Genomic DNA, 22,133 nt, shown 5'->3' with positions numbered 1-22,133 from the left:
GAAATGGCTAAAGCAAAGCCCGCACCATATCTGGAAGGCCCCCAATAGTACGGGTAAGATGCGGGCTGTTTGTCTGGCACAGCCAATCAAAAGCCGCGAAGGACGTCAATTCGACGACGCCATAACGTAGGGGCAGCGCAGATGCGCCCTTGGGAAAGGCCGACCCGTGGATCGGCCTCAATCACTTTACTGTTGGGTCAACAAGTTGGTCAGTTCCTGAATCTTCTGAACAATTGTTTCAGGTGAGTCCTTGATATCATTTACAATCTTGATCGCCTGATCCTTCAGATCAGTGGCCAGAGTGCTTTCCTGAAGGGATGTCATAATGCCTTCATAATCGAAATTTGTGGGGTCCAGCTTGCCTTCCTGAACCCATGAATTCAGCAACTCCTGACCCTGACCGGCCAATGCTGCCACCTGATCGCCAGCCTCCTGGGCGGCATCAGAGGCCTGATCCGCTACGGATGACGCCGCTTCGCTTGCCTGATCCGCCACCGAAGAGGCCGCTTCAGTTGCTTGGTCCGTCAATGACGATGCTGCTTCAGCGGCTTTCTCGGTCGCTGCATCGACTGCGTCAGAGGCAGCGTCCTGAGCAGAGGAAGCCACGTCTGTCACCGCTTCGGCGGCTTCTTCTGCCGCGGTTTCCAAACGTTCAGCGGGTGTGGGTTCGGGTTGTTTCAGGTAAAAATACCCGCCAGCACCAATTGCGGCGATGACGATGGCAAGAATGAGAGTACGCGACATGTGTGTCTCCTTTGGAAAATGTGTCGCCGGGATGCGCTAAAAATAACTCAGGAACAAAGGGGAATTCCCAATAATTCTCAGCAGAATAGAGTATAAGCCGGGCTACGCTCATTGCCCGACGAAACGCGGCAAGAATATGCCTGCACAAAGGCACCGCGACCGGATTGAGCAGCGATCCGCGGGGAATGGCAGCAGCAGAAGTAAATCCTTGGGAAGTCTCTGGTTGACCTAAAAGCCAGCATTGGCAGTGTGGCGGAGAGACAGGGATTCGAACCCTGGGTGGGCTTGCACCCACAACGGTTTTCGAGACCGCCCCGTTCGACCACTCCGGCACCTCTCCGCGGGGGTCTGTGAAGGGGGGATTTAGTGAGGAACGGGCAGGGGTGCAAGCAGAAAATTCGGGAATTTACGAAACCCGGGTTTTTCCGTTGCCAGCAGGCATAAAACGCCTAGTCTGATAAGTATGACACAGTTTGTACGCCGCTTTGCCTTTTGGTTTCTGGCCCCGCTTTTTGCGCTTGTACTTATCCCATTGGAACTTTCCGCTGCCAACCGGGACCGGATTGAGGCTTTTCTGACGACAACCGGGTTTAACGTAGCGTTGGAAAGCATCGCGCTGAGCTCGAGGTCCGCCCCTCAGATGCTGGGGATAGACCCTGAGGGATTTGGCTCGGACTGGGCCCGTCTGGCAGACGAAGTCTTTGAGGTCGGCGCCATGCACGAGACCGCAGTTTCCATCCTGGAAAAAACTCTGAGTGATGAAGCCCTGACGCATGCGGTTGACTTTTATGCATCCGACCTGGGGCAGCGCCTGGTAGAGGCCGAAAACGCCTCGCATATGCTTGAGGACGATGAAGCCAAACAGTTGGAAGGGCAAATGATCATCTCGGACCTGATCAAGGACGGATCGGAACGGGTCGAAAGTTTCAAGCGCATGAACAATGCCATCGATTCGACCGGCACCGCGGTGCGGGCCCTGCAAGAGATTCAGGTGCGTTTCCTTCTGGCAGCCAGCGCATCAGGTGTCATCGAGCTGCAACTGGATGCGGATGAATTGCGTGCGCTGATGAAGCGGAACGAATCCGGCATGCGCCAGTCTCTCCAACTGTCCAGCCTTGCAGGGGCAGCTTACACCTATCAGGATTTTTCTGATGCGGATGTCGTTACCTATGTCGAAGCATTGGAACAACCCTTGATGCAGGAAGTGTATGAATTGCTGAACGCAATCCAGTACGAAATCATGGCCATGCGGTTCGAAGTTCTTGCGGCCCGAATGGCCGAATTGCATCCTGCACAGGATATTTGATGCGCCGCGTTTTTTTGGCGATTGCAGTTGTTCTGTGGGGTGTTCCCTTGCAGGCCGATCAAAAAGTTGACCGGCTGGCGCAGGCCATGCACCTGTCGCATGTGATGGAAATTCTCGTACAGGAAGGGCAGGTGCACCGCGAGGAACTTGACGAAACGTTGTTGGACAAGACTGGCGGAGCGTTCTTTGAAGCGCAGGTCAGGGACATTTACGATCCGGATTGGATGCAAAAACAACTGACGGATGCGTTTGAAGCAGGTTTGTCTGATGCGCAGCTTGATCAGGCGATCTTGTTTTTCGAAAGCGATCTCGGTCAGACGATTGTGGCGCTGGAAAACTCGGCCCGGCAGGCGATGTCAGACCAAGCCATAGAGGACATGGCCCGTGAAGCATACGATTCCGTCAAACGAAACACGACTCGCTTTGAGTTGGTCGATGAGTACATTCAGGCAAATGACCTTATCGACAAGAACGTTCAGGGGGCTCTGAGTTCAGACTACAGCTTCTTTCAGGGTCTCGATGTTGACGCGCAAGGCGACGATCAGGAATTGCTGGCCGAGCTTCTTTCTCAGAAAACGAGCCGCGCCGCCGAAACCGAGGCGTGGCTGTATTCTTTTCTGCTGATGGCTTACCGGCCTTTGGACGAGACCCAGATGCGCGAGAATATCGCGTTTTCCAGAACCGAAACGGGTCGCGCCCTGAATGAGGCGTTGTTCGACGGTTTTGACCGCATGTTCAACGACATCTCGTTCCGGATGGGGCGGGCGGTTGCCCAGACGCTCAGAGCGTCTGATCTTTGACATCGCTTTGGTGTTGACTTTTTCCGACGTTCTATAGATAAGCGCGCATCCCGGCCGGTTTTCCGCGCCGGGTATCGTTATTATTTGACCCATTCGACATCGTCACAGGGTCATTCACACAGCCCGAAAAGGGCTCGCTGTTCGAGGTGGCTTAGGCCAGCAACACCCGGTTCAGGGGACCACAGAACGCGGATATGAAAAGGAAAGACGCATGTTTGCGGTCCTCAAGACTGGCGGCAAGCAGTACAAGGTTCAGGCGGGCGATATGCTCCGCGTTGAAAAACTGGCTGCCGACGCAGGAGAAAAAGTTCAATTCAACGATGTTCTGATGCTGGGCGGTGACGCTCCGGTTGTTGGCGCACCTTTCGTTGAAGGCGCAGGCGTACAGGCCGAAGTGATCGAACAGGTCAAAGGTGACAAGGTCATCAAGTTCGTCAAGCGCCGTCGTAAGCACAGCTCGAAGCGTACCGTTGGCCACCGTCAGAAACTGACTCTGGTCAAGATCACCGACATTCTTGCGTCGGGCGCTGACAAGTCGGGCATCAAGGCTGCAACCGGATCCGCTCCGGCAGGCGACTCTGCTCCGGCGGCAAAGCCTGTAAAGAAAGCTGAAGCCAAAGCCGATACACCCTCTGCTGCTGCGGACGATCTGACCGCGCTGACTGGCGTCGGCCCAGCCGCTGCCAAGAAGCTGAACGAGGCCGGTATCGAAAGCTTTGCCGCTCTGGCCGCCTTGTCGGATGAGCAGATTGCTGCTATCGAAACGGTCAAAGTGAAGCCCGAATGGGTTGAGCAGGCCAAAGAACTGGCCAAAGGCTAAGGAGAGAGAGAATGGCACATAAAAAAGCTGGCGGTTCCTCCCGTAACGGTCGCGACTCAGCTGGTCGTCGCCTTGGCGTGAAACTGTATGGTGGCCAGGCCGCTATCGCAGGTAACATCATCGTGCGTCAGCGCGGCACCAAGTTCTGGCCGGGCGAAGGCGTAGGTATGGGCAAGGACCACACCATCTTCGCAACCACCGATGGCGCCGTTAAGTTCCATAAAGGACTTAAAAACCGCACCTTCATTTCGGTCCTGCCAGTGGCGGAGGCCGCAGAGTAAGCCGAAACCCAGAAGGTTTAAGAAAAATTCATGGGGGACCGGCACAAAGTGCCGGTCCCTTTTTCGTTCTAACGCAGTCGTGATCAATCAAACCGATGACAGTCGCAACCACCAGTTTCCTGATTTTTGCCGCCAGCCAGGTCGGCACGCCGGGACCGGCCAACATGGTCCTGTTGGGAACGGGTGCGCGCTATGGCTTTCGGGCAGCATTACCTTTTGTCGGGGGGGTGATTCTGGGGAAGCAGTTGATCATTTGGCCGATTGGTTTTGGGTTACTGCATCTCGCGGATCAGGCACCTGAGGTGTTTACGGTACTTAAATACGCGTCAGCGGCCTATATCATGTGGTTGGCGTGGAAAATTGCCAACACGCGGTTGTCGCGACAACAGTCCGAGGGGAGGGCCCCCGGCTTTCTGGCGGGATTGATTGTTCATCCGCTCAATCCCAAAGCCTGGGCCATGATCATTGCCGGTTTCACCGGGTTTGTGGCCGCGGGCACGCCCAGTTTTGAAGCGACGATTACGATCGCTCTTTGTTTGTTGTTTTGTCAGGTGGTTCTTCATCCGATCTGGACTTTTGCGGGCGATAGAATTGCCCACGCGGTTGAAGGACGGCCAGTTGAAAAGTATCTGATGTGGACGTTGGCGGGTCTTACGGTTGCGTCCGTACTTTTCGTGTTGTTCGGAGGAGGAACACACCCATGAAACTTGAAGCAATAATAAATCAGCCGGTCATAGAAACCGAGCGGTTCGATCTGCGCCCTTTGCGTCGGTCGGATATGGGGCTGATCGAGCATTATGCCGGTGATGAGCGTGTGGCACGCATGACAACCAGTATTGCACATCCTTTGGCCCCAGGCTCGACCGAAGCGTTTGTCACGCGCTCAATGGCTGAAGACCGGGACGAGGATGTCTGGGTCATGGATGCCACCAAGGATGGTGGCCCGGAGCTGATTGGTCTGATCACGCTGAAACGGCTGGATCGGAATCAGTCAGAAGTCGGCTATTGGGTTGCGCCGATCTATTGGAATACCGGCATTGCCTCTATGGCTGTCGAAGCGCTGGTGAATGCCAACCCGCTGGAGAACGCGACCATGTTTGCCAGCGTGTTCCAGGACAATCCGGCCTCTGCCCGGGTTCTGACCCATTGCGGGTTCCAGTATCTTGGCGATGCAGAAAGCTATTCGGTGGCGCGTGATGCGAATGTGCCCACCTGGACGTACAGTAAAAAACTCTAACTTGTGGCCGATGGGGCCTTTGCAGTAGGGGACACACATGAAATTTCTCGATCTTGCAAAGGTCTACATCCGGTCCGGGGCCGGAGGTGGCGGCTGCGTCAGCTTTCGGCGCGAAAAGTACATCGAATACGGCGGCCCTGATGGGGGGGACGGTGGTAAGGGCGGTTCCGTCTGGGTCGAAGTTGTGGACGGGCTGAACACCCTGATCGACTTCCGCTATCAACAGCATTTCTTCGCCAAGAACGGCCAGCCGGGCAGGGGGCAGCAACGTACCGGCAAGGACGGTGATGACATTGTCTTGCGCGTGCCTGTCGGCACCGAGATTCTGGACGAAGACGAGGAAACGGTCATCTGCGATCTGACCGAAGTGGGCCAGCGCGTTCTGCTGGCCAAGGGCGGCAATGGCGGTTTCGGCAACCTGCACTTCAAATCCGCCACCAATCAGGCGCCCCGCCGTGCAAATCCGGGGCAGGCAGGCATTGATCGTACGATTTGGCTGCGTCTCAAGCTGATCGCCGATGTGGGCTTGCTGGGTATGCCAAACGCGGGAAAATCGACCTTTCTTGCAGCTACGTCCAACGCGCGGCCCAAGATTGCGGATTACCCGTTTACCACGCTACACCCTAATCTGGGAGTGGTGGGCGTCGACAATGCGGAATTCGTCGTGGCCGACATCCCCGGCCTGATCGAAGGCGCCCATGAAGGACGCGGGATCGGAGATCGCTTCCTTGGTCATGTTGAGCGCTGTGCTGTGCTTCTGCATCTTGTCGATGGAACGTCGGAAACGGTTGCCGATGATTACCGCACGATTATCCACGAGCTTGAAGCCTATGGTGGTGAACTGGCCGAGAAACCCCGGATCACCGTCCTGAACAAGGTTGATGCGCTGGATGATGAAGAACGTGATCTGGCCAAAGCCGAACTGGAAGAGGCCGTTGGCGGCCCCGTGATGACGATGTCCGGCGTTGCTCATCAAGGTGTAACCGAGGTTCTGCGCGCGTTGCGCGGCCAGATTGATGACAACCGTGTTCGCCAGAAACCCGCTGAGGAGGCGCAGCCTTGGCAGCCCTGACCTCAGCGCGTCGCCTGGTCGTCAAAATCGGCTCTGCTCTGCTGGTCGATCGGGATACAGGTTTGCTTCGTTCCGATTGGCTGCATACGCTGGCGCAGGACGTGGACTGGCTCAAACGGCAAGGGACGGATGTTATTCTGGTCTCGTCGGGGTCGATCGCGCTGGGGCGCGGTGTTCTGGGTCTGCCCACAGCGGCTTTACCTTTGGAAAAATCGCAGGCTGCCGCTGCCGTTGGACAAATTCGTCTGGCACGCGCCTATGAAGAAGCGTTAGCACCACATGGAATCACCACGGCGCAGGTTTTGGTGACGCTGGAGGACAGCGAGAATCGCCGCAGATACCTGAACTCGCGCGCGACTCTGGAAACATTACTTGGCCTTGGTGTCGTGCCGATCGTCAATGAAAATGATACAGTGGCAACGGATGAGATCCGGTATGGTGACAATGACCGTCTGGCCGCGCAAATCGCGGTAACGGTCGGCGCGGATCAGCTGATCCTTCTGTCAGATGTTGATGGCTTCTATTCCGGCAACCCGAATGAAGATGCTTCGGCTACCCGGTTCGAAACCATAGATCGGATCACGCCCGAAATCGAAGCCATGGCGGGTGATGCGGGCTCTGGTTTGTCAAAGGGCGGAATGAAGACAAAACTGCTGGCTGCCCAAATGGCCGCCGCGGGCGGTTGTGCGATGGCGATCACTGAAGGATCGACCTTGAACCCTCTGAAAAGGCTGGAGAATGGTTCAAGCTGTACGTGGTTCACCGCAACGTTGGACCCGCATGCAGCGCGCAAGCGTTGGATTTCAGCCATGAAACCGCGTGGTGAGATCACTGTCGATGAAGGGGCTGCCAACGCGCTGGCCAATGGCAAAAGCTTGCTGCCCGCGGGTATTGTCGAAGTGACTGGTGATTTCGGGCGCGGCGACCCCGTTTCGATCCTTGACCCAAAAGCGCGCCGACTGGGGCAGGGTATCAGCCGTTATACCGCGCAGGAGGCGGGCGCGATCAAGGGGCGTAAGTCTTCCGAGATCGAGGCCACGCTGGGCTACCCCGGCCGCGCTGCCCTGATCCACCGGGATGATCTGGCCCTGTAACCATCGAATAAGACGACCTGAGAGGCACGCGACATGAAAGACTTTGACAGCATTCCAGCTCTGATGGCCGATCTTGGGAAACGTGCCAAGGCGGCATCACGTGAACTGGCTTTTGCCAGCGCCGAACGAAAGCATGCCGCTCTGATTGCGGCAGCCGACGCGGTTTGGGCCAATCGCGGGCAGATCATCGAAGCCAACCAGAAGGATCTGGAGTTTGGCCGTGAGAAGGGCCTGAGTCCGGCGATGATGGATCGCCTTATGCTGGATGAGACGCGTGTTCAGGGCATGGTCGATGGTTTGCGCGCGGTGGCTGATCAGACCGATCCGGTGGGCGAAGTGCTGGCCGAATGGGACCGCCCGACAGGATTGAATATCCAGCGCGTGCGCACCCCGCTGGGTGTGATCGGCGTGATCTACGAAAGCCGCCCGAATGTAACCGCTGACGCAGGCGCGTTGTGTCTGAAATCCGGAAATGCTGTCATCCTGCGGGGCGGCTCCGAGAGCTTTCATTCTTCGACCGCGATTCATGCCTGCTTGGTAGAAGGGCTGAAGGCCGCCGATCTGCCGGAAGATGCGATTCAGCTGGTGCCGACACGTGACCGCGTGGCGGTGCAGGAGTTGCTGACCCTGACCGACTATGTCGACGTCATCGTTCCGCGCGGAGGCAAGGGGTTGGTGGGCCTTGTGCAGCGTGAGGCTCGTGTGCCTGTCTTTGCGCATCTTGAAGGTATCGTGCACATCTATGTCGACAAGGCGGCTGATCCGCAGAAAACGTTGGACGTGGTGCTGAACGCCAAAACCCGTCGCACCGGCATCTGCGGCGCTGCCGAATGCTTGCTGATCCATCAGGACATCGCCGAAACGCTGGGGCGTGACGTGATCGCCGCGCTCGTGAATGCTGGTGTTGAGGTTCACGCCGACGACATACTTGCGGTTGAGGGTACAGTTTCCGCAACGGCTGAGGATTGGGGAAAAGAATTTCTGGACAGTGTTATCGCGGCCAAGCCTGTCGCTGATATCGACGCAGCCATTGCGCATATCCAGCGATACGGATCAAACCATACCGATTGTATCATGACCGAGGACGGTGCTGCTGCGGCCCGTTTTTTTGAGCGCCTCGATAGCGCGATCCTGATGCACAACGCTTCGACTCAGTTCGCCGATGGTGGTGAATTCGGGATGGGCGCCGAGATCGGAATCGCCACGGGCAAAATGCATGCCCGCGGCCCGGTGGGGGCCGCCCAGTTGACCAGTTTCAAATACCTGGTGCGCGGGAACGGAACGACCCGGGACTAAAAGCGCAGCAAAACGCGGGTCGCAGCGGTTTCGACTGAAACGCGCCGACCCATTGCATTTGCCGTTTCGGGCAGCAGAGCGAACTGGACCTGCGCAGGTGTAATCTTGTTGGGGAACCGACCGGTTGCAACGTGTTTCCACAGTTCAGCATCCACATTCAGTTTGTCTGCGGTCCCGGTGATCGTCCATTTTTCATCTTGGGTTTTTATTTCGACCGTTCCGCCCAGTGGCATGGCGCTTTCGCAGCACATGATTCCCAAAAAGGCCAGTTTGACCTGATTTCGCGGCACGGGTTCCTTCAGATTCCAAATGACCCGTACCCGTCCGGTGCGTTCCATATCCTTGAGCAGTTCAGTCACTTCGGCTCGCCCCAGCGGTTGTTCTCCTGCTGATCCAAAGGCAACCCTGAAAAAACGGATGCGCGCACCAGCGCTGCCGACGCTGCCCGAGATCAGCTCCATCTCGGGGCCCTGCACCGCGCCAACCATGTCCAACAGTTGCAGCCCGTTGGTGATGGCACCGATCGGGCTGATCAGATCGTGGCAGATTCGGGAGCCGATCAATTCAGCCAGGTTGACGTTCGTGTTGCCCATGCGTACCTCCTGCGGTATCTGTCGCAGGAACCGGAAGCCCCAAATGACAGACATGAATGCTATTCTTGCACCGGGCATGTTTGTTCGCCACCCGGATTTCCCCGAATGGGGTGTCGGACAGGTTCAGTCCAACATCGCAGGCAAGATCACCGTGAACTTTCGCGAGCAGGGGAAAGTGGTAATCGACGGAACGCGCATCGCCTTGATGCCGGTCTTTGATCCGTGAAACTGGTTTAAGAAGAGTTAACAGAAAAGGCCAGATGCCCACTTGTTGCCTTCCCCTGAAGAACTGGGGTATCAGCCGCGATGACAACATAGGATCGATAAGTCAGACATGCCGGACGCTGGCCCCTCGTTCACGATCAAATTGGCGGAAACTCAAGACGAACTGCACGCCGCGCAGCGGTTACGCTATGACGTGTTCGTGCGTGAACTCGGCGGCGGGGGCGAGCTGATCGATCATGTGACTGGGTTGGAACGTGACCGGTTTGATCCTTACTTCGATCACTTGCTGGCCCTTGATGATGCGACAGGGGAAGTCGTAGGCGTTTACAGGCTGTTACCGGGCGATCGTGCGGCAGAATTGGGTCAATTTTATTCCGAAGACGAATACGATCTGACCGTTCTCAAGCAAAGTGGCCGCAAGCTCTTGGAACTGGGCCGGTCGTGCCTGCACAGGGACTACCGGGGCGGTACGGCGATGTATCATCTCTGGAATGGTCTCTCTAGGTATGTGGCCGAGCGTGAGATCGAAATCCTGTTCGGTGTCGCCAGTTTTCATGGCACGGATGTGCAGGAACTGGCCCAGCCATTGTCCATGCTGCATAACAATCATCTGGCGCCGCCAGACCTGCGGGTGAGGGCTCAGCCGAGCGTGTTTCAGACCATGGATCTTGTCGCACCGGACGCATTGGATCGTCGCAGCGCCATGGTGCAGGTTCCAGCCCTGATCAAAGCCTATCTGAGGCTCGGCGGTTTCGTCGGCGAGGGGGCGTTCATCGATCACGACTTCAACACCACCGATGTGTGCCTGATCCTAGATACGACCCGTATGAACGAGCGGCAGAAGCGCATCTATGGCGGAGCTTGAATCGGTGAATGATCCGCTTTGGAACAGTGAGGAAGCGCCGGACCCAATCGAACTGGGTTTTGTCGGTTGGATACTCGTTATACTGAGGGGATTGCCTTTGGCCATCCTTGTGTTCGGCGGTCTGCTTGTTCTGTTGGCCATTCGACTGATCGAGTTGCCGTTTTTTGGCGTTCACCGCCCCGTTACACCTTTTATCAGCCAGTTCGTCTGCCGAAACGCGCTTCGCATCCTTGGAATTGGATTTCACTGCTCGGGCGCGTTGATGAAGGAGCACGGTGCAGTTGTCGCCAACCACACATCCTGGCTGGATATCTTTGCCTTGAACGCCCGCAAGAGAGTCTACTTCGTGTCCAAGGCAGAAGTTGCAAACTGGCCGGGTATCGGATGGTTGGCGCGGGCCACCGGGACCTTATTCATCGAGCGGGATCGCAAAAAGGCGCGCGAGCAGACGGCGATCTTCGAAGAACGACTCAAGGCCGGACACAAATTGTTGTTCTTCCCCGAGGGCACCTCGACCGACGGGTTGCGTGTTTTACCTTTTAAAACAACACTCTTTGCCGCGTTCTTTTCAGAAGAATTGCGTGATTTCATGTATGTTCAACCGGTTTCGGTGGTGTTCCACGCACCGAAAGGTCAGCCTGACCGTTTCTATGGCTGGTGGGGCGATATGGATTTCGCGCCGCACCTGCTCAAGACTTTGGGTGCGCGCAGACAAGGATCCGTTGAACTGATCTATCATTCGCCGGCCCGGGTCAGGGACTTCGCCAACCGCAAGGAACTGGCGGCCCATTGCGAAGCGGCGGTGCGCCACGCTCATGCATTGGCGCGGCTTGAAAAATAAGGGCATTGACCCTTGCACTGCGTCCAAACCTGCCGTATACGCGCGCCATTCAAACCCGCAGGCGGGGTTTGGGCTTTGTAGGGGAGACATCCCTATCTGGCCCGCCGGTTGGAGCATCCGCTTCTTTCACCCCCGCCGAGGCGTAAACCGGAAAAGGAAAATAGCATGGCTCTTCCCGAGTTCACCATGCGTCAGCTGCTGGAAGCTGGCGTTCACTTTGGTCACCAGACACAGCGTTGGAATCCCCGCATGGGCCCGTTCATCTACGGCTCGCGCAACGGTATCCACATCATGGACCTGACCCAGACTGTTCCGATGCTGGACCAAGCTCTGCAGGCCGTTCGTGACACCGTTGCAAAAGGTGGCCGCGTTCTGTTCGTTGGTACCAAGCGTCAGGCAGCTCAGCCGATTGCAGAGGCTGCAGAAAAGTCGGCTCAGTACTACATGAACCACCGTTGGCTGGGTGGCACGTTGACCAACTGGAAAACCGTTTCCCAGTCGATCAACCGTCTGAACCAGATCGACGAAGCAATGGAATCGGGCGCCGAAGGCCTGACCAAGAAAGAGCGTCTGGGCATGGAACGTGACCAGGGCAAACTGCAGGCATCGCTGGGCGGTATCCGTGAGATGGGCGGCGTTCCTGATCTGCTGTTCGTCATCGACGTCAAGAAAGAAGCACTGGCCATCGCCGAAGCCAACAAACTGGGTATCCCGGTTGTGGCTGTTGTCGACACCAACTGCTCACCCGACGGTGTCGACTACATCATCCCCGGTAACGACGACGCAGCCCGCGCAATCTCTCTGTACTGCGATTTGGCCGCACGCGCGGCTCTGGACGGTATGACCGCTCAGATGGGCGCAGCAGGTGTTGACCTGGGTGCATTCGAAGAAGCGCCGGTTGAGGAAGCCGTTGTGGAAGAAGCACCCGCAGAAGAAGCCGCTCCGGAAGCGAAAGCCGAAGCGTAAGCTGCCCGTCACGTAAATGACATATGGGGCAGGGTAGACCTGCCCCAATTCCGTTTGAATTGAGGAGAGCCAAGAGATGGCAATCACAGCAGCAATGGTTAAAGAACTGCGCGACTCGACCGGCGCAGGCATGATGGACGCAAAAAAGGCGCTGACCGAAACCGGCGGAAACATGGACGAAGCCGTTGATTGGCTGCGTACCAAGGGTCTGGCCAAAGCGGCCAAGAAATCCGGCCGTACCGCAGCAGAGGGTCTGGTTGCAGTGCACGTCAACGATGGCAACGGTGTTGCTGTCGAAGTGAACTCAGAAACCGACTTTGTCGCGAAAAACGCGGAATTCCAGGAAATGGTCGGCAAGATTGCTTACGCGGCTGAAGGCGTAGACAACGTAGAAGAGCTGCTGGCAGCTGATCTGGGCGGCAAAACCGTTGCAGACACCCTGACCGACAAGATCGCCACGATTGGCGAGAACATGTCGGTGCGCCGCATGGCCAAACTGTCGGGCGACACCGTTGTGTCCTACGTCCACAATGCGGCCACCAATGGCATGGGAAAAATCGGCGTTCTGGTTGCTTTGACCGGTGGCGACGAAGCAATCGGCAAACAGGTTGCAATGCACATCGCAGCCGTGAACCCGGCGGCCCTGTCCGAAGCGGACATGGACCCGGCAGTTGTCGAGAAAGAAAAGCAGGTCCAGATGGACATCGCCCGCGAATCCGGCAAGCCGGAGCAGGTGATCGAAAAGATGATCGAAGGTCGTATGAAGAAATTCGTCGCGGAATCGACTCTGCTGAACCAGCAGTTTGTCGTGAACCCTGACCTGACCGTCGAAGCAGCGGCCAAGGAGGCCGGCGCGACCATCACCGGCTTTATCCGCCTGGAAGTTGGCGAAGGTATCGTGGTTGAGAAAGAAGACTTCGCAGCCGAGGTCGCCAAGGCCGCTCAAGGCTAAGTGGCACAGGAAATTGCCGAAAGCGGCATTTTCCAATAAAATTAAAGGGTTACGCATGGCGTGACCCTTTTTCTTTTGCTGTTGGCAAACAGAATACCCCAGCGATCTATAGAAGAATTGGAGGGCCCCGCATGATGGGGATGGTCGAGGCCCCCCAAAATTTCCGACACCGGCACGCGGACAAATAAGCGCCCCCTTGTCAGAGTGATCGGAGAGCTTTGTTATTGCAAAGATCCAACCCAATGTTCCCTGGCTAAAGCCACCACTCACGGAACACTCTCACTTTGCAACTTTTAGGTTTGATTTGAAAAGTAGTGATTTCCTTACCTAAGGTAAACTGACGCGGGATAGCGTCAAAATATTGCGGTTATACTTCCATAATGAACATCTGATTGTGCAGAGACGCCTTGAGAACCGCCTGCGCCGTCGTTTCGACCGAGAGAGCCTCTCGCGCGAGTCGCAGATGCTTTTCTACAGTTGCAGATGTCAGTCCCATCAACAGCGCGATATCCTGAGTGGTTTTCCCGTCTCCGACCCACTGCAACGCTTCGCGTTGTCGCTTGGTCAGTGCTCGGTTTGGCGGATGGAACGGCAATGTCAGTATTTTCAGGTGGGCGACATTGTTCATAAGTAGAATGTCGTCGCCGTGTTCTTCCCAGACCGCATCCACGTCTTCCTGGCTTAGCCCATTGGCAGCAGCCAGAGAAATCGCTCCCTTCGAGCGCATGGAAACTGAGTTGAAGCTGACGGTATAGCCAGAAACCACACCCATGGACTTGTTGAAATCGAAAACTTCGCGCTCCTTCGCGGTCATCGTTCCGCCCGAGTTCATGTCTTGCAGCATTTTCCAGCTGGCAGCGCCTTCATTGTCCAACGCCCACTTCAACATCGGGGCATGAAAATAAAGCCCATCCTTGATGAAACCGTCGACATAGGCCCGTTTGTGGTTTGTCAGAATTACGAAATCTTCGGGATCGCCCAGAGACGTCTCCGTCCTGTATTGCGTATGGCCATAGATCAGGCGGGAAAATCCGAATTCACCCATCTGGCGGCAATGTGCATCCCACAGGTCTTCCAGGGTCTTAGCGTAGCTGACAAACTGAAGATATTCCTTGAGCTTCATGTCGAGTTGCCTGCTTTCAGATGAGCCGCGAGCGCGTCCAGCGCCAGAATATAGCTTTGGGCACCGAAACCACAGATCTGACCCAATGCAACAGAGGCTACATAGGACCTGTGCCGGAAGGCTTCTCGGGCATGAATATTGGAGAGATGCACTTCGACAACCGGTAACTCTACTGATGCAATGGCATCCATGAGGGCAATCGACGTATGCGTGAACGCCCCTGCGTTCAGTATCAAGCCGCTTTGCACACCACGGGCCGCATGAATAGCGTCAAGTAGCACACCTTCGTGATTGGATTGCAGATGCGTTACATCCAGCCCTATCGACGCCCCATGCTGAACGCAGCGGTCCTCGATCATGTGCAATGTTGTGTCGCCGTAAACCTCGGGCTGCCGTGTACCAAGCAGATTGAGGTTTGGGCCATTCAATACCAAGACGTTATGCATGTTTTCACTATCCCCATACTATGGTTCATAGACACGAAAAGGCCGGGTTGTCTACCTGACACTGCCGGATTGCATCCGGTCAGTTGCTCAGAAAACAGAACTCGTGATGGTCGAAAAAACTGAGTTCAAACATCCCACCCGAAAACACCGTGTATCCCTGTGAACGTGGGCCATGCTTTTTCTCTTGGTCTTCCATTGGCGGGAAAACAGGTTTTCAGGTTCTCTTTGATCGATTTCAGGTTCGGCAACTAGGGTCTTTCCAGGATTTTCGGGCGGCCCTGCGCGACGCTGAGTAATACTTGCAAACCGTCTCCGATGAGACTGTAGATTGTTGTGTAAAATTTTTTGTGCAACCCGGGTTCGTGCCAATGCAGTGAACGGTAGATTGCCGTGTCGGCAACAGGCCTTCGAACCGGGTCAGAATGCAGACAAAACCAGACTTGATTGAGGAGCATGACAATGACACCGGATACCCTTTTCTCGTTGCCCGGCAAAACCGCATTGGTAACTGGCGGCGCCACGGGTATCGGGCGAATGGCCGCTGAAGCATTGGTCAGGGCCGGTGCACGTGTTTTGATTACCTCCCGAAACGGGGACGCATGTATCGCGGCCGCCGCCGAGTTGAATGCGCTGAAAGCACCCGGAAGTGCCGAAGGATTTGCCGGAGACATCGGCAGCGAGGCCAGCATCGCCAAACTGGTTTCGGACATTCAGAAACGCACTGAAACTCTTGATATTCTGATGAATAACTCCGGTGTGACCTGGGGTGCTCCCTTGGGGCAGTTTCCGCATGACGCCTGGGAAAAGGTGATGTCGGTCAACGTGGCCGGAGTATTCGAGCTAACCCAGAGGCTACTGCCGATGTTGATGGAGTCTGGCACAGCAGACGATCCGGCGAGAGTTGTAAACGTCGGCTCTGTGATGGGAGAGGTTCCCATGGGGGATGGCGCCTATAGCTATTCAGCCTCGAAGGCCGCTGTTCTGCATCTAACCAGAATCCTGGCCAAGGAATTGTCGCCTTACCACGTGACGGTCAATGCGCTGGCTCCGGGACCGTTCGTTTCGCGGATGACAGCCTTTGCGACAGCGGACGAGGGCAAGCGCGAAAAGGTCGGTAAGTCAGTGCCTCTTGGGCGTGTTGGCTGTGATGAAGATATAGCGGGGTGTATGCTGTTTTTATGCGGGCGCGGCGGCAGTTATGTCACCGGTTCGGTTATCCCGGTTTCAGGTGGGATCAACGTTGTAACGTCAGGCAATATCTTCGCTGACGCCTTTTGAGGGAGGCTGCGTTTGAAACCAAGACCTTTCACAACGCATTGGTTTTACTTCGCTTCTTGTTTCTCGACAGCTCAATTTCCAGGTTCGGCAAGCTGTTTTTGCCAAAGAACATTTCGGATCCGTAAAACAGGCTGGGAACACCAAAAACGCCCCGACGAACAAACGCTTTGGTCTGATCCTTCAAGTTCTGTTTGATTTCAGGACTCGTCATGGCTTCGCGCAGCTTGCGAACCGGCAGTTCGTTTTCTTGCAGAATATCGACGAGAACGGCCAACTCGTCAGCTTTTTGTCCATGCACCCAAATCGCATCAAAAACGGCGCTTATATATCGGATTTCCCATGATTTTCCTCTGGCGAAATGGGCGCCACGCATCGCGAATTTTGTATTTATCGGAAAATGCGGGCTCATATGGAAGCTCAGCCCGCGACGTCGCGCGAACCTATGCAGGTCATGGGTAAGATAAGCGGTTTTCTGACGGTTCTCAGAAAACGCCTGAAATGGGCTCTGGTTGTGCGTGGCTTTGAAAACAACAGGCAGAAGGACTGGGGTATAATTGATCTTGGCACTATGCCGCGCCGCCAGCTCTGGCAGCATCTTGTGGGCCAGAAAGGCATTTGGGCTGCAAAAATCGTAAACGAAATCTATGTTTTGCGTCATGATGTCCCTCCAGGCCGGTCCGGCATGACCCCATCCAAAAATTTACAAGCGAATCTGTATCGGTTTCACTGTATCACTTGGATGAAGGACGTGCCTCTTGGCTCTGCTTATTTAACCGTTTAATTCAGCCCGGGATCTGCTGTTGTTTCAGGCCCCACGCATGCACGATATTGGTCAACAACTGGCGGAACTCAAAAAAATGCTTCAAAAACAAGTCATGTTCGATCAAACGCGGCTTAGCCGGCTTTGCACCTGGATGGACAGCTATGTAGAGCAGCGTAAATATGCAGGTTCGTCCATTTTGCTAAAGCACAAGGGAGATGAGGTTTTTTTCCACTCGAGCGGTCTACGCAGTGTTGAGGACAATCTGCCGTTCCAACGCGACACGCTGGCGCGCATTTACTCGATGACCAAACCCGTCACTTCTGTTGCTTTGATGATGTTGGCGGAACGTGGACTGTTTCACCTCGACGCGCCTCTGTCCGATTTCCTTCCCGAGTTTAAACAGATACAGGCTCTGGTGCCCGGCGCAGAAAAGCTGGATCAAACCGAAGACGCAGCACCCCCAACTCTACATCAGTTACTCACCCACACCAGTGGTCTCAGCTATCCGTTCAATCCCGGAATTCTACCGGACGCGATGGATGAAAAGGGGCTAATCTTCAAACCAGATCAAGGGCCTCTGAGAGATCTCGTATGTGAACTGGCAGAGTTACCATTGGCATTCCAACCCGGAACACAGTGGGAATACTCTGTCGGAACCGACGTGATTGGACGCGTTGTCGAGGTCGTCTCGGGACAGGCTTTGGATCAATTCTTCCGGCAGGAAATTTTGGCTCCCCTCGGGATGGGCGAAACCGGGTTTTCAGTACCAGCCGGGGCAGGGGACCGGTTCGCATCCCTTTACACGCCGCTGGTCGGCGACGCGATGGCGTTGAACTCGCTCGACCAAGGAAGCGATACACTACGATTGATCGATTCTCACGAGGGCTCGCCATTCGAGAACGCGACGACCTTTTCAGGTGGCAGTGGGTTGGTGTCCACAATCGACGACTATGCCAAATTCGTCGAGATGCTACGTAATCGAGGGGCCGGAAATGGCCATCAATTGCTTGGTCCAAGAACAGTGGACTTCATGATGCGTAACCACTTGCCGGGTGATATCGCCTCGATGGGTCCAAAGAGCTTTGCGGAACAACCCATGGAAGGCATGGGATTTGGCCTTGCCGGATCGATTGTTCTGAATCCGGGTCGGGTGCGTGTGCCCGGATCAGTTGGTGATTTCAGTTGGGGTGGCATGGCCTCGACCTATTTCTGGAACGACCTGGAGAACGACCTGACGGCTGTGTTCTTTACTCAATTGTCGCCGTCCAGTTCCTATCCATCCCGTGCTGAACTCAAGGCATTGGTGCACGCCGCCATGATTGAATGATCTTGCTCGGGCTGATACCCGGGTCTCGAGTAATTAGCCTGAGAGCAAATAATGACCGAAGCGGAACGCATCTTACTGGATCTTCTGGATATTGAACGGCTTGAGGTCGACCTTTTCCGCGGCACGGGATCGGGTGGAGAAACACCAACCCGGATTTTCGGCGGTCAGGTCATTGCGCAGGCCTTGGCCGCTGCATACAGAACCGTAGATGACCGGTTGTGCCATTCCCTGCACGCCTATTTCATCCGACCCGGAGACCCGGAGAAGCCCGTTATTTATCAGGTGGATAGAGCGCGTGACGGAGGTTCGTTCACTACCCGCCGCGTCGTCGCAATTCAGAATGGCAAACAGATCCTGAACATGTCGGCATCCTTTCACGTTCAGGATGAAGGTTGGGAGCATCAGCATCCGATGCCAACTGTGAATCCACCCCAGACATACCCATCCCGCTCCGAACTTCGACAAGCATACGTTGATCGCGTGCCTGAAGGATTTCGCAGTGAACTTCTGCGTGAACGCCCGATCGAAGTCCGGGAGGTGGATCATCTGGATCCGTTCAACCCCGAAGTGTCGGACGACCACAACAAAACTTGGTTTCGCATGGCGGCTGCCGCGTCTGCGGACGCGAAAACTCAACATCTTCTTTTGGCCTATGCGTCAGATATGAACCTCATGTCGTCGGGTTTGCGACCTCACGGGCTGAGCTGGTTTTCCGGAGAGTTCAACGGCGCCAGCCTGGATCACGCTCTGTGGTTTCATGCACCCGTGAAATTTCAGAACTGGCATCTGTATGTGATGGATTCCCCATGGACGGGGCAGGGACGCAGTTTCAATCGTGGGTCGATCTACTCGGAAGACGGAACCCTTGTCGCGTCGGTGGCTCAGGAAGGTCTTATGCGGAAGGCTCAGAGAAAACGTTAAATATCCGGCGTAAATATTTGATTCAATTTACACATTCCGCCCAGCCAGCGGTCGTAATCAGCCGCTTTGAGCCGCAAATAATCCAGAACCTGCGGATGTGGAAGAACCAGAAACCGTTCGGATCGGATGGCTTGAACGCAGGCTTCCGCGACGTCTTCGGGCTCCAGCATTCCGTCGATCGATGCTACTGAAACCTCGTGTCCCTCAGTCATCTTCGACCGAACCGCCTGAGGACAAAGAACCGAAACCCGCAGACCTTTGGCGCCATAGGTCAGCGACAGCCACTCAGCAAATCCGACCGCTGCATGTTTCGTGACACCGTATGGCGCTGCACCTGGTTGGTTCAGCAATCCCGCTGCAGACGCCGTTGTCATAATATAACCGCCGCCGCGACCGATCATGCGAGGCACCAGATGTCGCGCGGTCCACACGTGCGACATCACGTTGATTTTCCAAATCTTTTCCCATTGATCGTCCGGAACATCCAGACCGCCAATAGTCAGGATACCGGCATTTGCGCAGAACAGATCAATTGGGCCAACAGTGTTTTCGGTGAAATCGATCAACGTCCTGATCTGATCTTCGCTGGAAACGTCACAAGTGAATGCAACGCCATCAATTTTGTTTGCGACCGCATGCGCTCCGGCTTTGTCTATATCCGAGCAGATGACACGCGCACCTTCTTGTGCAAAGCGTTCCGCCAAACCCTTGCCAATACCATCAGCGGCGCCGGTAACAACGACAGTTTTATTTCTGATCTGCATAGCACGTTCCAAAACAAGTAACTTGCGTGGTCTGGCCAGAGTGTTCACTTTGCAGACAAGTTACAAGTCGACAACTTTAACCATAATACCGATTATACGTCTTTCTGCTGAAGCATGGTGGATTCACAAATTAAATACGTCTCCTGTCAAAATTCAAATGGTTTGCACGTTATAAGCCCACACCAAGTAGCTACCCCAACGCGTATCCTGCGCCACGAACGGTTCGCACTGGGTCATTCCCACCATATTGCGTCAGAGCTTTGCGCAAACGCCCGATATGTACATCGACGGTTCGGGTATCGACATAGATGTCGCGGCCCCAAACCCGGTCCAGCAATTGCTCGCGGCTCCAGACCCTGCCCGGCTTTTCCATAAATGTGCTGAGAAGCCGGAATTCGGTCGGCCCGAGCTTCAGGGGTTTGTTGTCCCGGCTGACTTTGTGTGTTTCGGAATCAAGAACGATGTCATCGAACTCGAGGCGCAAACCAACAGTCGTGGGACGGACGCGGCGCAATTGCGTGCGAACGCGTGCCATCAACTCGACCACTGAATACGGCTTGACCACGTAATCATCCGCCCCGGTTTCAAGACCGCGAACCTTGTCCACTTCCTCGGACCGGGCCGACAGCATGATAATCGGGATTGAACGTGTATCCGGGCGGCTTTTCAGACGACGACAGACCTCTATGCCACTCAGATTGGGCATCATCCAGTCCAGAACGATGATGTCCGGACTGTCTTCGTCAACCAACAGCATGGCCTCATCACCGTTGGCAGCCTTGGAGACCCGAAATCCTTCAGCTTCAAGATTGTAGGCCAGAACTTCACGCTGAGCCATTTCATCCTCTACAACCAGAACGGTAGGTTGATCTGCGGACATCTCACTCGCCTCCTAAACGGTTTGCGACGTGTTGTCGGCCTTGGGCCGAGCCTCGGTCGGGCGGTCGCCAGTGACCAGATACACAACCTGTTCGGCAATCGAGGTTACATGATCGCCCATACGTTCAATGTTCTTGGCGATGAAATGCAGATGCATGCAGGCCGAGATATTGCGCGGATCCTCGGCCATGAAAGTCAGAAATTCGCGAAACAGGCCGTTATACATCTGGTCGACCTCTTCATCGCGGTTGATGACATCTGTGGCCAGCTCTGCATCGCGCTGAATATAGGCATCAAGCGCATCACGCAGCATCCGTTCGACCTCGCGGGCCATACGGCGCAGAGCGGCGGCGCTTCCAGTGATCTCGCCCGCATTGACCAGAACGGTGGTTCGTTTGGCGATATTCTTGGCATAGTCGCCAATGCGCTCAAGGTTGCCGGACACCTTCAGAACCGACAAGATCAGTCGCAAGTCACCGGCCGTGGGCGCACGCAACGCAATCAACCTGGCAGTTTCTTCGTTAATAAGCTCTTCAAGCGCGTCGATGGCTTTGTCGCCCTTGCGCACTTCTTGCGCCAATTCTTCGTCGCGTGTTTCAAGCGAGCGCGCCGCGTTTATGATGGCGGCCTCGACTAGCCCGCCCATCTTCATGATATGCGCCTGGATCGCTTCAAGATCGCGGTCAAATGCAGATGCAATATGTTGTTCGCTCATTGTCAGATACCTGTGCTTAGCCAATACGGCCGGTAATGTAGCTTTCCGTGCGCGGATCGACCGGATTGGTAAAGATCTGTCCGGTTTCGCCGAATTCAACCAGATTTCCCAAGTGGAAGAAGGCCGTTTTCTGACTGACACGCGCAGCCTGCTGCATCGAGTGGGTGACGATCACCACCGAATACCGCGAGCGCAATTCGTCGATCAGTTCCTCGACCTGTGCGGTTGCAATCGGGTCAAGGGCCGAGCACGGCTCGTCCATCAACAGAACTTCGGGTTCGGTGGCAACCGCACGGGCAATGCACAAACGCTGCTGCTGGCCGCCGGACAGGCCCGTTCCAGGCGCATCCAGACGATCCTTGACCTCATCCCAAATTGCACCACGGCGCAAGGATTTTTCTACGATTTCATCCAGTTCCGCCTTATTTCTGGCCATGCCGTGAATGCGCGGGCCATAAGCGACGTTGTCATAGATCGACTTGGGGAACGGGTTGGGCTTTTGGAACACCATTCCGACCTTGGCGCGCAACTGTACTGGGTCGACACGCTTGTCATAGATGTCCTCGCCATCCAGCAGGATATCGCCCTCAACCCGGCAGATATCTATGGTGTCGTTCATCCGGTTCAGGCAGCGCAGGAAGGTGGACTTGCCGCAGCCGGAAGGACCGATGAAGGCCGTGACGGTTTTGTCTTCGATTTCAACGCTCACGTCCTTAATGGCATGGGTCTCACCGTAGAAGACCTGAACATTCTTGGCGTCTATCTTGATGTCTTTGGAGTCCACGGATCTCTCCACTCGTGTCATGTCGTTCATTTCAGCCCCTA

General features: G+C 55.5%; 26 protein-coding genes and 1 tRNA gene. 17 read left to right on the top strand and 10 right to left on the bottom strand.

Going from position 1 to position 22,133, the window contains the following annotated elements; translation table 11 throughout:
- Window positions 1–186: 186 nt before the first annotated feature.
- Together AC2FEB_RS02540 and AC2FEB_RS02535 are read right to left on the bottom strand one after the other, a co-directional pair.
- Window positions 187–744, bottom strand: coding sequence for a hypothetical protein (locus AC2FEB_RS02540; RefSeq protein WP_496673158.1), 558 nt, complete (start codon window positions 742–744; stop codon window positions 187–189).
- A gap of 250 nt (window positions 745–994) precedes the next feature.
- A tRNA-Ser gene (locus tag AC2FEB_RS02535) sits at window positions 995–1,084 on the bottom strand.
- 123 nt (window positions 1,085–1,207) lie between these two features.
- On the opposite strand from AC2FEB_RS02535, the gene AC2FEB_RS02530 reads away from it, so the two are divergent.
- From AC2FEB_RS02530 to AC2FEB_RS02490, 9 genes are all read left to right on the top strand, one after another.
- Complete coding sequence (locus tag AC2FEB_RS02530) at window positions 1,208–2,050, top strand: DUF2059 domain-containing protein (protein WP_496673247.1); 843 nt, start codon at window positions 1,208–1,210, stop codon at window positions 2,048–2,050.
- Complete coding sequence (locus tag AC2FEB_RS02525) at window positions 2,050–2,850, top strand: DUF2059 domain-containing protein (protein ID WP_496673250.1); 801 nt, start codon at window positions 2,050–2,052, stop codon at window positions 2,848–2,850. The genes AC2FEB_RS02530 and AC2FEB_RS02525 overlap by 1 nt, the downstream gene beginning before the upstream one ends.
- A 211-nt stretch (window positions 2,851–3,061) precedes the next feature.
- Window positions 3,062–3,670 (top strand): 50S ribosomal protein L21, encoded by a 609-nt coding sequence (locus AC2FEB_RS02520; RefSeq protein ID WP_117868979.1) that lies wholly within the window; start codon window positions 3,062–3,064, stop codon window positions 3,668–3,670.
- An 11-nt stretch (window positions 3,671–3,681) separates the two neighbouring features.
- Entirely contained in the window at window positions 3,682–3,951 is a 270-nt protein-coding gene (gene rpmA / locus AC2FEB_RS02515) for a 50S ribosomal protein L27 (protein WP_039535512.1), read from the top strand.
- Window positions 3,952–4,046: 95 nt separating this feature from the next.
- Window positions 4,047–4,655: a LysE family translocator gene (locus AC2FEB_RS02510; RefSeq protein WP_496673254.1), complete on the top strand. Its 609-nt coding sequence runs from the start codon at window positions 4,047–4,049 to the stop codon at window positions 4,653–4,655.
- Entirely contained in the window at window positions 4,652–5,188 is a 537-nt protein-coding gene (locus tag AC2FEB_RS02505; RefSeq protein ID WP_299897077.1) for a GNAT family N-acetyltransferase, read from the top strand. Before AC2FEB_RS02510 ends, AC2FEB_RS02505 begins: the two co-directional genes overlap by 4 nt.
- Before the next feature lie 37 nt (window positions 5,189–5,225).
- Window positions 5,226–6,260, top strand: coding sequence for a GTPase ObgE (gene obgE / locus AC2FEB_RS02500; RefSeq protein ID WP_299897080.1), 1,035 nt, complete (start codon window positions 5,226–5,228; stop codon window positions 6,258–6,260).
- Complete coding sequence (gene proB, locus AC2FEB_RS02495; RefSeq protein ID WP_496673258.1) at window positions 6,248–7,354, top strand: glutamate 5-kinase; 1,107 nt, start codon at window positions 6,248–6,250, stop codon at window positions 7,352–7,354. Before obgE ends, proB begins: the two co-directional genes overlap by 13 nt.
- A gap of 33 nt (window positions 7,355–7,387) precedes the next feature.
- Window positions 7,388–8,650, top strand: coding sequence for a glutamate-5-semialdehyde dehydrogenase (locus AC2FEB_RS02490; RefSeq protein ID WP_496673261.1), 1,263 nt, complete (start codon window positions 7,388–7,390; stop codon window positions 8,648–8,650).
- Here the strand turns inward: AC2FEB_RS02490 and AC2FEB_RS02485 are convergent.
- Window positions 8,647–9,243, bottom strand: a complete 597-nt coding sequence (locus tag AC2FEB_RS02485; protein WP_496673264.1) for a histidine phosphotransferase family protein — start codon at window positions 9,241–9,243, stop codon at window positions 8,647–8,649. The two genes, AC2FEB_RS02490 and AC2FEB_RS02485, sit on opposite strands and share 4 nt — an antisense overlap.
- 43 nt (window positions 9,244–9,286) lie before the next feature.
- Between AC2FEB_RS02485 and AC2FEB_RS02480 the strand changes: the two genes are divergently transcribed.
- The 5 genes from AC2FEB_RS02480 to tsf all read left to right on the top strand — a co-directional run bounded on the left by AC2FEB_RS02480 (window position 9,287) and on the right by tsf (window position 13,092).
- Entirely contained in the window at window positions 9,287–9,469 is a 183-nt protein-coding gene (locus AC2FEB_RS02480; RefSeq protein WP_050602459.1) for a DUF3553 domain-containing protein, read from the top strand.
- 108 nt (window positions 9,470–9,577) lie between these two features.
- The gene (gene olsB, locus AC2FEB_RS02475) at window positions 9,578–10,333 is read left to right on the top strand and encodes an L-ornithine N(alpha)-acyltransferase (RefSeq protein ID WP_496673267.1); all 756 of its coding nucleotides are present in this window, start codon (window positions 9,578–9,580) and stop codon (window positions 10,331–10,333) included.
- Window positions 10,320–11,174 carry a lyso-ornithine lipid O-acyltransferase gene (gene olsA, locus AC2FEB_RS02470; protein ID WP_496673270.1) on the top strand — a complete coding sequence of 285 codons (855 nt, stop codon included), beginning with the start codon at window positions 10,320–10,322 and terminating at the stop codon, window positions 11,172–11,174. The genes olsB and olsA overlap by 14 nt, the downstream gene beginning before the upstream one ends.
- Before the next feature lie 165 nt (window positions 11,175–11,339).
- Window positions 11,340–12,140: a 30S ribosomal protein S2 gene (gene rpsB / locus AC2FEB_RS02465; RefSeq protein WP_117868969.1), complete on the top strand. Its 801-nt coding sequence runs from the start codon at window positions 11,340–11,342 to the stop codon at window positions 12,138–12,140.
- 76 nt (window positions 12,141–12,216) lie between these two features.
- Window positions 12,217–13,092 carry a translation elongation factor Ts gene (gene tsf, locus AC2FEB_RS02460; protein ID WP_117868968.1) on the top strand — a complete coding sequence of 292 codons (876 nt, stop codon included), beginning with the start codon at window positions 12,217–12,219 and terminating at the stop codon, window positions 13,090–13,092.
- 367 nt (window positions 13,093–13,459) lie between these two features.
- Here the strand turns inward: tsf and AC2FEB_RS02455 are convergent, their stop codons facing one another.
- Window positions 13,460–14,215 carry an autoinducer binding domain-containing protein gene (locus tag AC2FEB_RS02455; RefSeq protein WP_117868967.1) on the bottom strand — a complete coding sequence of 252 codons (756 nt, stop codon included), beginning with the start codon at window positions 14,213–14,215 and terminating at the stop codon, window positions 13,460–13,462.
- The gene (gene aroQ, locus AC2FEB_RS02450; protein ID WP_496673274.1) at window positions 14,212–14,661 is read right to left on the bottom strand and encodes a type II 3-dehydroquinate dehydratase; all 450 of its coding nucleotides are present in this window, start codon (window positions 14,659–14,661) and stop codon (window positions 14,212–14,214) included. Before aroQ ends, AC2FEB_RS02455 begins: the two co-directional genes overlap by 4 nt.
- A 459-nt stretch (window positions 14,662–15,120) precedes the next feature.
- Here aroQ and AC2FEB_RS02445 point away from each other — a divergent pair, with 459 nt between their 5' ends.
- On the top strand, window positions 15,121–15,939 hold the full coding sequence (locus AC2FEB_RS02445) for an SDR family oxidoreductase (protein WP_496883829.1): 819 nt from the start codon (window positions 15,121–15,123) through the stop codon (window positions 15,937–15,939).
- 28 nt (window positions 15,940–15,967) lie between these two features.
- On the opposite strand, the gene AC2FEB_RS02440 is transcribed toward AC2FEB_RS02445, so the two are convergent.
- Window positions 15,968–16,534, bottom strand: a complete 567-nt coding sequence (locus AC2FEB_RS02440) for a 2-hydroxychromene-2-carboxylate isomerase (protein ID WP_496883828.1) — start codon at window positions 16,532–16,534, stop codon at window positions 15,968–15,970.
- 262 nt (window positions 16,535–16,796) lie between these two features.
- Between AC2FEB_RS02440 and AC2FEB_RS02435 the strand changes: the two genes are divergently transcribed.
- Both AC2FEB_RS02435 and AC2FEB_RS02430 read left to right on the top strand, forming a co-directional pair.
- Window positions 16,797–18,029, top strand: a complete 1,233-nt coding sequence (locus tag AC2FEB_RS02435) for a serine hydrolase domain-containing protein (protein WP_496673281.1) — start codon at window positions 16,797–16,799, stop codon at window positions 18,027–18,029.
- 51 nt (window positions 18,030–18,080) lie between these two features.
- Complete coding sequence (locus tag AC2FEB_RS02430) at window positions 18,081–18,950, top strand: acyl-CoA thioesterase (protein WP_496673283.1); 870 nt, start codon at window positions 18,081–18,083, stop codon at window positions 18,948–18,950.
- Here the strand turns inward: AC2FEB_RS02430 and AC2FEB_RS02425 are convergent.
- From AC2FEB_RS02425 to pstB, 4 genes are all read right to left on the bottom strand, one after another.
- On the bottom strand, window positions 18,947–19,714 hold the full coding sequence (locus tag AC2FEB_RS02425; RefSeq protein ID WP_117868962.1) for an SDR family oxidoreductase: 768 nt from the start codon (window positions 19,712–19,714) through the stop codon (window positions 18,947–18,949). The genes AC2FEB_RS02430 and AC2FEB_RS02425 overlap by 4 nt on opposite strands.
- A gap of 190 nt (window positions 19,715–19,904) precedes the next feature.
- Window positions 19,905–20,594 carry a phosphate regulon transcriptional regulator PhoB gene (phoB, locus tag AC2FEB_RS02420; RefSeq protein WP_117868961.1) on the bottom strand — a complete coding sequence of 230 codons (690 nt, stop codon included), beginning with the start codon at window positions 20,592–20,594 and terminating at the stop codon, window positions 19,905–19,907.
- A 12-nt stretch (window positions 20,595–20,606) separates the two neighbouring features.
- Window positions 20,607–21,308, bottom strand: a complete 702-nt coding sequence (phoU, locus tag AC2FEB_RS02415; protein ID WP_117868960.1) for a phosphate signaling complex protein PhoU — start codon at window positions 21,306–21,308, stop codon at window positions 20,607–20,609.
- A gap of 16 nt (window positions 21,309–21,324) precedes the next feature.
- Window positions 21,325–22,122 (bottom strand): phosphate ABC transporter ATP-binding protein PstB, encoded by a 798-nt coding sequence (gene pstB, locus AC2FEB_RS02410; RefSeq protein ID WP_117868959.1) that lies wholly within the window; start codon window positions 22,120–22,122, stop codon window positions 21,325–21,327.
- Between the last annotated feature and the right edge of the window lie 11 nt (window positions 22,123–22,133).

This window comes from Ruegeria sp. YTSC106 (genome assembly GCF_059609765.1).
The sequence above is the reverse complement of the archived record's forward strand: the minus strand, read 5'-3'. Positions and strand labels throughout refer to the sequence as shown.